At 33.2% G+C, this 10,864-nt stretch carries 5 protein-coding genes; 4 read left to right on the top strand and 1 reads right to left on the bottom strand.

All coding sequences use genetic code 11. The annotated features are described in order from the left end of the window. Window positions 1–227: 227 nt before the first annotated feature. On the bottom strand, window positions 228–701 hold the full coding sequence (locus tag GHI93_RS07130) for a sigma-70 family RNA polymerase sigma factor (protein WP_153496358.1): 474 nt from the start codon (window positions 699–701) through the stop codon (window positions 228–230). 507 nt (window positions 702–1,208) lie between these two features. On the opposite strand from GHI93_RS07130, the gene dnaA reads away from it, so the two are divergent. The 4 genes from dnaA (at window position 1,209) to addA (ending at window position 10,857) form a co-directional block, all read left to right on the top strand. After that, window positions 1,209–2,585 (top strand): chromosomal replication initiator protein DnaA, encoded by a 1,377-nt coding sequence (gene dnaA / locus GHI93_RS07125; protein ID WP_153496357.1) that lies wholly within the window; start codon window positions 1,209–1,211, stop codon window positions 2,583–2,585. A 161-nt stretch (window positions 2,586–2,746) separates the two neighbouring features. Next, entirely contained in the window at window positions 2,747–3,889 is a 1,143-nt protein-coding gene (gene dnaN / locus GHI93_RS07120; RefSeq protein WP_153496356.1) for a DNA polymerase III subunit beta, read from the top strand. Window positions 3,890–3,955: 66 nt separating this feature from the next. Next, on the top strand, window positions 3,956–7,243 hold the full coding sequence (rexB, locus tag GHI93_RS07115; protein ID WP_153496355.1) for an ATP-dependent nuclease subunit B: 3,288 nt from the start codon (window positions 3,956–3,958) through the stop codon (window positions 7,241–7,243). Further along, entirely contained in the window at window positions 7,243–10,857 is a 3,615-nt protein-coding gene (gene addA / locus GHI93_RS07110; protein WP_153496354.1) for a helicase-exonuclease AddAB subunit AddA, read from the top strand. Before rexB ends, addA begins: the two co-directional genes overlap by 1 nt. Window positions 10,858–10,864 lie beyond the last annotated feature (7 nt).

Here is a 10,864-nt window from a genome sequence, read left to right as displayed (position 1 = left end):
TCGATTGTCAAGGATTTTATATGATCGAACTGACTTTTTTTCGCCCTCGTTCGGTTTCCCGAACAAGCAACTATATTAGTATACCAAACCTTTTCTTTCTTGTCAATTCTTAGCTACATCTTTTTTGCTTTTTTTTGCAATCCTTTATTTTTCTCGTTTTCTCTACAATTTCACAAAAAAATGCTGGCGTTTAAGCCAGCACTTATTAAAAATCTTCTACATATAATCTACTGCTCATCATCGAACAAAATCCTTTTGATTTTCTCTTTGAGTCTGTGCTTTTCCATTCGAGTTAATGTCTCACCGCTCAATTGACGCTTTAGTAAAACTTGATAACTGGGACTTAGTTTTTCAAAAAGTTCATTTTTCAAACTATTATAGATGGCTAATTCTTCTGGTGTGTTTTTATTACTGCTAATAAAACTTTCAGATTCATAGACATCTAAACCAGCTGCTGTTTCCCAATAGCGCTTTTGAGCCTGTGTTTTTCTCACGATGTCAATCAATTTTTGGCGATATTTCACCTTAAAATGGACATAGAGTTGTTCTTCTTTACATTTAGAGTTCAAAATATCATTTAAAACGATTAAACCTTCTTGGTAATAATCATCAATATTCCAACTCTTCACTCGAATTGTTCTCATTGTTTTTGAAATAATTGGTTTCACTTTTTCAAAAACGTTCATAATCTCCTCACTCATCGTTTCACCTATTTTTCTTTTGTTCATTTCTTAGACAATAAAGTGATGTTTAGGAATTAGGGTGGTTTAAATTTGATAATTTTAAGTTCCCTGCCTTCTTTAAGGATTTTTTTAGATTATATTATAGAAGATAGTGGAGAGAATATTTTTATATTTTTATTATAACCTAATCCAGCTTTGACTCCTAACAATATAACTGGATTCACTGAATTTATTTTTGTTTTTTCACAAAATAATCCACAGAGCGTAGGATAATTATTTTTATTTTTTATTTATTCAATGCATTATGCACAAAAATCAATGTTTTTATCGTTTGTGGATAAGTCTTAAAAGAACCATTACTCTTGATTTTTATGACAATTATATTTTTAGTTATTCACTTTATCCACAATTTTGTGTTTTTTTATCCACTTTTGTGGAAAACTTACGTTGAAATGAAAAAGTTGTGGAAAATTTTTTGGGTTAATGCTATAATAAGTTATCAACAATCAAGAATGAAGGAGTATTATGCCTCTCCTAAAAGAAAACCACGAATTTTGGACTAGGGTTAAAGAGTTGGCACAAAAAAATATTAAGTCAGGGGCTTATGAGTATTTTATTGATCCAGCTCAGTTATTAAGCATTGAAAATGATACTGCAAATATTTTAGTGGAATCAAGTTTTCATAAAGATTATTGGAGAAAACAGTCGGATTTGATTAGTACGGCTGGTTTTGAAGTTTTTGGGAAACCCATCTCTTTTTCATTATATGCAAAAGATGAACTCACAGCTCCTGAACTTTCTAAGCTCTCTAACGATCAAAATTTTAAAGATGAAACGGAGATTTCGCGTGAAGTACCTGAAGGGCTACCACTTTTGACGGGACTCAATGGTAAATATCGCTTTGAAAATTTTGTCCAAGGCCCTGGAAATCGCTGGACATTAGCTGCTGCAGTGGCAGTAGCCGATAAACCTGGAGACACGTATAATCCATTGTTTATCTATGGTGGAGCGGGACTTGGAAAAACGCACTTAATGCACGCCATCGGAAATGAGATTCTCACAGATAATCCTACGGCTAAGGTCAAATATGTCTCTTCTGAAAATTTTGTTAATGATTATGTCAATGCGACGCGTAAAAATCAGATGGAAAATTTTGAAAATACCTATCGAAACTTAGACCTTCTTTTGCTAGACGATGTTCAATTTTTTAGTGATAAAGAAGGGACAAAAACAGAGTTTTTCAATACGTTTAATACGCTTTATGAAAAAGGAGCACAAATTGTTTTAACTTCAGACCGGATTCCTCAGGAATTAAATAACTTAGAGGAACGGCTGGTCAGTCGATTTTCTTGGGGATTAACCACAGATATCACAGCTCCTGATTATGAGACCCGTATGGCAATTTTGTTAATTAAATCTGAAGCGAGTGCTTTAAATTTTCCAAGTGAAACGCTAAGCTATATTGCTGGTCAAATTGATTCGAATGTCCGTGAACTTGAAGGGGCGCTCAATCGTGTGGAGTTTGTCGCTAATGCTAATCATGTCACACGTGTAGATATCGAAACAGCTTCTCAAGCTTTGAGATCGCTAAAGAGTCAAGCCACTCAATCTTTATCAAATTTGACCATTAAGCGGATTCAAGATGAAACGGCAAGATATTATCATCTTTCCATTTCTGATTTAATCGGTCCAAAACGTCCGAAAGAAATTGCATTTCCTAGACAAATTGCGATGTATTTAGTTCGTGAATTACTTGGAACGAGCTTACCTGCGATTGGAAATGCATTTGGTGGACGCGATCATACTACAGTGATGTATGCTTATAAGCAAATTTCTGATAAAATGAAAACAGATATTGAAGTTCAAAAAGATATTGATAGTATTAAGCGAAAATTTTTATAACTAAAGGTTGTGGATAATTTGAGACTTATCCCCGATTTTATTAAAAAGTTATCCACACAAAGAAGGCAAGGATAACTTTTAAAACCACGATTTATCCACATCTTCACAGCACCTACTACTATTACTAAATCTATTTATTATTAAATAAATAAAGGAGTCCCATGATTAAATTTACAATAAACAAAGCTGCATTTCAAAATTCATTAAGAATTACAAAGCAAGCTATCGGATCAAAAGTTGCAATTCCTGCACTAACGAAGTTAAAAATTGTTGTCAGTACTGACGGAATTACTTTAATTGGTTCAAATGGACAAATTTCAATTGAAAATTTTATTCCTGCTGACAATAAAGATGCAAACATGGTTATTGAAGAAACGGGTTCTATTTTGCTTGAAGCATCATTTTTTGAAAGTGTTGTGAGTCAATTACCTGAAGTAACTTTGGAATTTACGGAACAAGAGCAAAAACAAGTGGTTTTACACTCAGGAAAATCTGAAATTACGCTTAAAGGCTTGGATGCTGAGGTTTATCCAAGAATTCAATCCATTTCAAAAGAAACTTCTTTAAAAATCAAAGTTGGACTTTTAAAAGCTTTGTTTAATGAAACAGTTTTTGCAGTAAGCAATCAAGAAAATCGTCCAATATTTACAGGGGTTCATCTTTCTGTCAGTACTGACAACGAATTGAAAGCTGTAGCGACCGATTCACATCGGATGAGCCAACGGATTTTGTCGCTGGATGATACGACCTTGACTTTTGATGTGATTTTACCTAGTAAATCAATCCATTCTTTTAAAAATGTGTTTACGAATGACGAAGAAGAAATCGAAATTTTTATTGCAAATAGTCAAATGTTGTTCAAAAATGAAACCATCAGTTATTATAGTCGTCTGATTGAAGGAAATTATCCAGACACGAATCGATTGATTCCAAAAGAGTCCGATTACAATTTGGATTTAGTTTTCGATGTTTCTGAACTTCGTCATTCTATGGAACGGGCGCGCTTATTGACCACTCAAACTGCAAATGGAACAGTAAAATTGACGGTGACACAAGAGATGGTAGTGACGACAGCAAATTCTCCTGAGGTAGGATCTGTTCATGAAGAAATTTCTACACTTGAAAAAAATGGATCAGATTTGACAATCAGTTTCAATCCAGAATATTTGATTGATGCACTGAAAGTGATCAAAGCGCCTGAAGTACGGATTCGATTCATTTCTAACGTTCGTCCGTTTACATTGCAACCTAAAAACACGGACAATGATTTTGTGCAGTTGATTACACCTGTTCGGACCAACTAAAATTTCTGTCAGTACTGACAGAAAAATTTGATATAATAGACTTAATGAAAGTTGGGTCTATTTTTTATGGAAATATTTTATACTGAAATAACACAAGATTTGACGGGAAATTTGCTTGAAATCGCACAAGAAGAAATGACAAAAAAACGAAAAGTGTTTTATATTGTTCCTTCGTCGATGTCATTTGAGAAAGAAAAAGAAATTTTGGAGCGTCTCAATAAAGGTGCAGACGCTGCTGTTTTTGATTTAATTGTCACACGTTTTAAGCAATTTCCTTATTATTTTGATAAAAATGATAAACTGAGTAAAAAAGTGGAATTAAGTCCAGCAGGGATGTCCATGCTTTTTCGTAAGGTTTTAAAATCGTTTGAAAAAGAAGAAATTCCACTTTATTTTGGATTGCAAAATTCGGCAAGTTTCTTTGATTTGTTGGTTCACTTAAGAGCAGAGCTTGAAAAAGGAAATTTAACGATTGATGATTTACCAGACAATGAAAAAAATAAGGAATTAAAACTTATTTTTCATCGTTTTGAAGATGAGATTTCAAGTAAATACGCTAATTTTTCTAGTTTTAAAGCGTTTATTGATCACGCCAAAAATGGCGCATTCGATTTTCAACTTCAAAACGTTGTTTGTCTTATTGATGGCTACACCCGTTTTTCTGCTGAAGAGGAATTATTTATTGATACTTTTCACTCCAAAGTAAAGCGTTTTGTGATTGGGACTTACGCAAAAAAGTTAAAAAATGACCGTCTTGAAGCTTCAGTTTATTCAAATGCCTTACAAATGATGGATAAATTTTCACAAAAATATCATGTAAAAAGTAAATCATTTGACACTAAAAACGTCAACCAAGTTTACAGCAAGTTGACACGACTTATTGAGCAAGATAAAATGTTTGTCATTACTGACAGTCCGATTGAAATTACAGATAATGACGAAAAATCCTTTAAAATATGGGAATCTGAAAATCAAATGGCAGAAATTGAAGCAGTAGCCAAAGCGATTCGTCAAAAAATTGTTCAAGGAAAACGATACAAGTCGTTTACAGTTCTTGTTGGAAATACACAACAATATGAGATTCCAATTAAAGAAATTTTTGAACTTTATGACATTCCTTACTTTTATGCAGCTGAAGAGAAAATGAGTCATCATCCATTGATTGTTTTTCTTGAGAGTTTATTTGCTATAAAATCTAATAATTATCGAATGGATGATGTGATTAATTTTGTAAAGTGTCAACTTTACCATCCTAGTGTGTTTAACCAAGACGTGATTGATGCATTTGAATACTATGTGCATCAAAATAAAATTCAAGGAAAAAAGAAGCTGACGCATCCATTTGAACCTTCCTTTTTCTCACATTTTGATGAAGTAGAGCAATTTAGAAGTGATTTATTTGATGAAAAATCACCCCTTCACGATTTTATATCAGGAAACCAAGCAATTTTAGGAAAAAATTGGGTTGAAAAACTAGAACTTTTTTTTGAAAATGGCCAGGTGGTTCAGCAGCTCAACGAACGCTTTCAAGCACTCGAAAATGAAGATGAACATGAATTAGCGGATCGACATGAGCAAGTTTGGAATCTCCTCTTGTCTAATTTACAAGAATTTTTAGCTGTATTTTCTGATCAAAAAATGAAAATAACAGAATTTTTGGACATTATTCTTGCTGGGATGAGAAACGCAACTTATCGACAAATTCCTGCAAATGTTGATGTGGTCAATATTAAAGATTATGAACTTGTAGAACCAAGAACGAATGCGTACGTTTACGCAATTGGTTTAAGTCAAGCGAATTTTCCAAAGAACAAACTCAATTCTACACTCTTATCTGATGAAGAACGTGCTGAAATTAATTCAACAACGAAAGAAAATCAATTCATCGAACAGCTTAAACTTGTCAACTATCAAAAATCTACGTTTACAAGTTTGTCATTAATGAATGCAGCAATGGAGGAGTTGACATTATCTGTACCACAGATTGTTGAAAATGTCCAAGATGATATTTCACCAGATATTCAGTTGATTTTAGACCATTCAAGTCCAAAAATTAGAAAAAAAATTCAAAATAGTCATGCAAATAAAGGAATCGAACACATTGGAAATACACGTGCTGTTATTGCAACAATTGGAAAAATTGAACGTGAAATTTCTGAAAATCCAAACAAATTTGAACAAGCAGCTTTTTGGTCAAGTATTTTTAGAGTACTAACAAAGAATAATAAAGCATTTCAAACGATATTACTTCGTTTAGATCAAGACATTGCCCCCACAGATTTAGCAACAGAAACTGTCAACCAAGTTTACAGTAAAAACAATTATGCTTCTGTCAGTTCTTTTGAACGATTTTATAATTGTGAGTTTCAATATTTCATTACAAATACTTTAAATCTTGAACAGTTTGAAGTCATAGACATCAATTCAAAAGTCGTTGGAAATTTCTTTCATGAGGTTTTTGAAAAATTACTTCAGCAAAAAGACGTGACAAGTGATAATTTTGATGCACGTTTAACTTCTGTCATTACTGACGTAAATGCTACCTATCAACACTATTTTGTACAGGATGCTACAGCGCGATTTACGTGGGAAAATTTAGAAGAAATTCTCTATCAAACTGCAGCAGTACTCAAAAAAAATAGTGCAACTCATCAGCTTAAGACAAAACTTACTGAAAGTGATTTTGGGTTAAAAACGAGTTCACTTGGAGAATTTGTCATTGATGACGTACATTTACGTGGACGAATTGATCGAATTGATGAGACGAAAGCGCATGCGTTGGGAGCGATTGATTATAAATCAAGTGCGCATCAATTTAAAATTCAAGAGGCATACGATGGCGTGAGTTTACAGTTTTTAACCTATCTTGATGTTTTAAGAAAAACATTTTCTGATCAAAAAATATGGGGAGCGTTATATCTTCATTTTCAAAATAATGCCATTAATCTCTCAGAAATAAATCAACTCTCAGAAATTTCTAATGTTTTAGATAAAGCAATGAGTTATGAAGGACTTTTATTAGCAGAAAATAGTGATGAAATCAGTAAGATTGAAGGAATAAAAGTTAATAAAAGCAACATTTATGACAGTCAAGCATTTGAAAATCTTCTCAAAATTAATGAACAACACTATCAAAAAGCAAATCATCGTCTAAAATCTGGAAAAATTGCGATTAACCCAGTCATGAAACGAAGTGAAGGAATTGATCCATCAGGGAATGTTAGAGGGTGCCGCTATTGCCCATTAAAATCCATTTGTCGCTTTGAAGCCAACGTTCATATGAATCAATACACGCGTGAAATCGCTCAAAAAACAACACAAGAAATAAATCAAATCGTGAGAGGACAACTGTAATGAGCGAGATTCAATTCACACCTGAACAAGAAGCCGCAATTTTTAGCACGGGAAAAAATATTCTTGTTTCTGCAAGTGCAGGATCAGGAAAAACATTTGTCATGGCCAATCGAATTGTTGAAAAAATAAGAAGTGGTATTCTTATTCATCAACTTTTCATCTCAACATTTACCAAAAAAGCTGCTGCAGAATTACGTTTAAGATTAGAAAAAGATTTGAAAGTAGCAAGAAAAAAAACAAAGAGTGACGAAGAACGTTACAGGTTTACACTTGCTTTACAGGATCTGTCAACCGCTGATATTGGGACAATGGACAGTTTCACTCAAAAACTCGTCCGTGAATTCTTTAATCGAATCAACATTGATCCGAATTTTAGAATTCTTGCTGACAAAACTGAAAGCGATTTGATGAAACAAGAAATTTTTGAAACACTGGTTGAAAATCATTTATCTAGTGATGCTGTCAGTACTGACAACATTTCAAAATCCAATTTTAAAAAGTTACTCAAGAATTTTTCAAAGGATCGAAACATCAATGGATTTCAAGAGGTGGTTTACAATGTTTACAATTTTATGTCATCTACTGAAAATCCGATTCAATGGTTAGAGAAAAATTTTGATCAAGGCTATAAAAAATATCAAAAATTTTCTGATTTTCCTCAAAATGATTTGGCAAATGTTCTTGAAAGTTTAGAGAAATTTTTCGAGTTATTAGAACAGGCACTGACAAACAAGGTCATTTCTGGAAAAGTAGGTGTCAGTAAAGCCAGTCATCTTTTGGATTACCGTGAAACACTTCTGTCAGCACTGACAGCATTAGATTTTGGAAAATTTTCACGTTTATTTCTCGAGTTAGATACTGATATTCGTGTTGGATCATCAAAAGATGAAACGATTTTGGCACTCAAAAGAGACTTTTCAGCACAAAAACAGAAATTAGTCGGCACTAAAAGCAATCCAGGGATTATTTTTAGCTTTTTTAATCAAATCAAACATACAGAAATCATTGAGAAATATCAGCCCGAAGCACTTCAAATTGTACATGATCTTCAAGCATTTATGGTAGCTTTTTATCAACAGTACTTAGATAAAAAAAGAAGAGAAAATGCGTTTGAATATTCAGATATTGCTCATTTTGCGATTGAAATTTTAGAAGAAAATCCAGACATCCGTGTCCAACTAAAAGAACATTATCATGAAATCATGATTGATGAATATCAAGATACCAGCCATACTCAAGAGCGCCTGCTGAATTTACTTTCAAATGGTCAAAATTTATTCATGGTGGGGGATATAAAACAGTCTATTTATGGATTTAGATTAGCTGATCCGGGTCTATTTTTAGAAAAATATAAAAGTTTTGATCAAACAAATAATCCAAATCAACTGATTCGATTGAAAGAAAATTTTCGCTCACGTGGTGAAGTTTTGACCTTTACCAACGAAGTTTTCAAACATTTGATGAACGAAGAAATCGGTGAGATGACTTATGGAGCAGAAGAAAAACTTATCCAAGGAAACACAACGGATTACCCAGAAAAACCAGATCCTGCTTACTATCCAGAGTTATTACTCTACAATCAAACAGAGGAATCAGAAATTAATGAAACAGAAACAGAACTTTCTGACGGTGAAATAAGAGTTGCAGCTCAAAAAATTCAAGAATTAATAGATTCAGGAGTTGAGCCCAAAACAATTGCTTTACTGGTAAGATCCAAAACAAATAACAATAAAATTGAAGATATTCTGAGTGCATACGGGATTCCAGTTGTTCTTGATGAAGGACGTGTTGATTTCTTAAAATCAATGGAAGTTCTAGTCATGTTAGATGTCCTTAGAGCAATTGATAATCCACTTTATGATGTCCCACTTGTTGCGATGTTGCGCTCGCCATTATTTGATTTTAACGAAGATGAGTTGACACGCATAAGTTTACAAGCAGGAAAAGAAACCAGATTTTTTGAAAAAATTCAAATGTCACTTCACAATCAGGGCAATCATCAAGAGCTTATTTCATCCCAATTCAGTCAGAAACTTCAGCAATTTTATGGAAAGTTTACAGATTGGCGTAAACTTGTAAACCAAATTACGATTCATGAATTATTATGGAAAATATACATCGAAACCTATTATTTTGACTATGTAGGGGCACTTGAAAATGGTGAAATGCGACAAGCTAATCTACAAGCATTATCTATCCGAGCAGAAGCTTATGAAAGTTCAGGATACAAAGGGTTGTTCAAATTTATTCGTTTAATTGATAAATTTATGGAACAAAAAAATGACCTTGCAGCAGTCAACATCAAATTACCAGAAAATGCCGTTCGTGTCATGACTTTTCATAAATCCAAAGGTTTAGAATTTGATTATGTTTTCTTGATGAATTTACAATCTCGCTTTAATGAACGAGATCTTTCTGAAAATATTATTATTACAAGAGAAAATGGTGTTGGAATCAAATATACCGCTGATTTAAAAAAAGAACCAGATGTTCGCACTCATTTTCCGTATGCCCTTGTAAAAATGGAAACATTCCCTTTCATGATGAATAAAGAATTAAAAAGAAAAGCAAATTTATCAGAAGAGATGCGCGTGCTTTATGTTGCTTTTACTCGAGCTAAAAAAAAGCTATTCATGGTTGGAGTGGTAAAAGAAACAGCACAAAAACCTTGGGCAGATACGTATTCAGATGCCGTACTAGAAAAGAATCAGATTTTAACAGATTCCTATAGAAAGTCAAGTTTAGGCTTTGAACATTGGATTTTAGCACTCCAAGCTGCAACGAAACTTTCAATGAAGCTGAAAATTTATACTCACCAAGAGATCAAAGAAACGACATCTTTATCTAAAAAACCACTCGTTTTTGAACAGTTGATGAAAGAAGCACAGTCGTTTGATGGAATCATGGAAGTTTCTGATGAGGTAAAAAGAGCTAGCACAATCATGAATTTTGAATATCCATATCATTCAGCAACACTATTAGCGAGTATCCAAACGCCAAGTCAAATTAAAAAAAGAAGCTACGAAAAGCAACTTGAGTTAGGCCATATTCAACCCACGAGTGAATTTGTTAGGACAAAAGAATTGAGCTTTTCTAGTTTGAAACAAACGAAGATTTCTGCTGCACAAATTGGTTCAGCCACACATGAATTCATGCAAAATGCTGATTTTTCACATCCCGACAAAGCACATTTTGAAGCAACGCTTGATTCTTTGTCATTTGATGAAGCCATCAAAGAAAAAATAGATGTGAATCGAATTTTAACCTTATTTGAGACCGAATTTGGTAAAATTTTGGTTGACAATATTGACAATATTGTAAAAGAAGCCCCTTTTTCAATGTTAAAAACAGATCATTATGCTAATGAACAATACATTGTTCGTGGAATTTGTGATGGGTATTTAATTTTAGATGAAAAAATCTTATTGTTTGATTATAAGACGGATCACTTTTCAAAAAAAGAAGAGATTGAGCAGATCAAAACACGCTACCAGAGTCAAATGGAGCTTTATTCAGAAGCTTTATCTCATGCGTATCCAAAAATAAAACGCATCGAGAAATATCTGATTTTATTGGGCGGACCTGAGAGCGTTATCGTTGAGCAAATCAATTGAAAGGAAA

It is taken from the genome of Lactococcus hircilactis, assembly GCF_009601015.1.
GTDB classification, from domain to species: Bacteria; Bacillota; Bacilli; order Lactobacillales; family Streptococcaceae; genus Lactococcus; species Lactococcus hircilactis.
The sequence above is the reverse complement of the archived record's forward strand: the minus strand, read 5'-3'. Positions and strand labels throughout refer to the sequence as shown.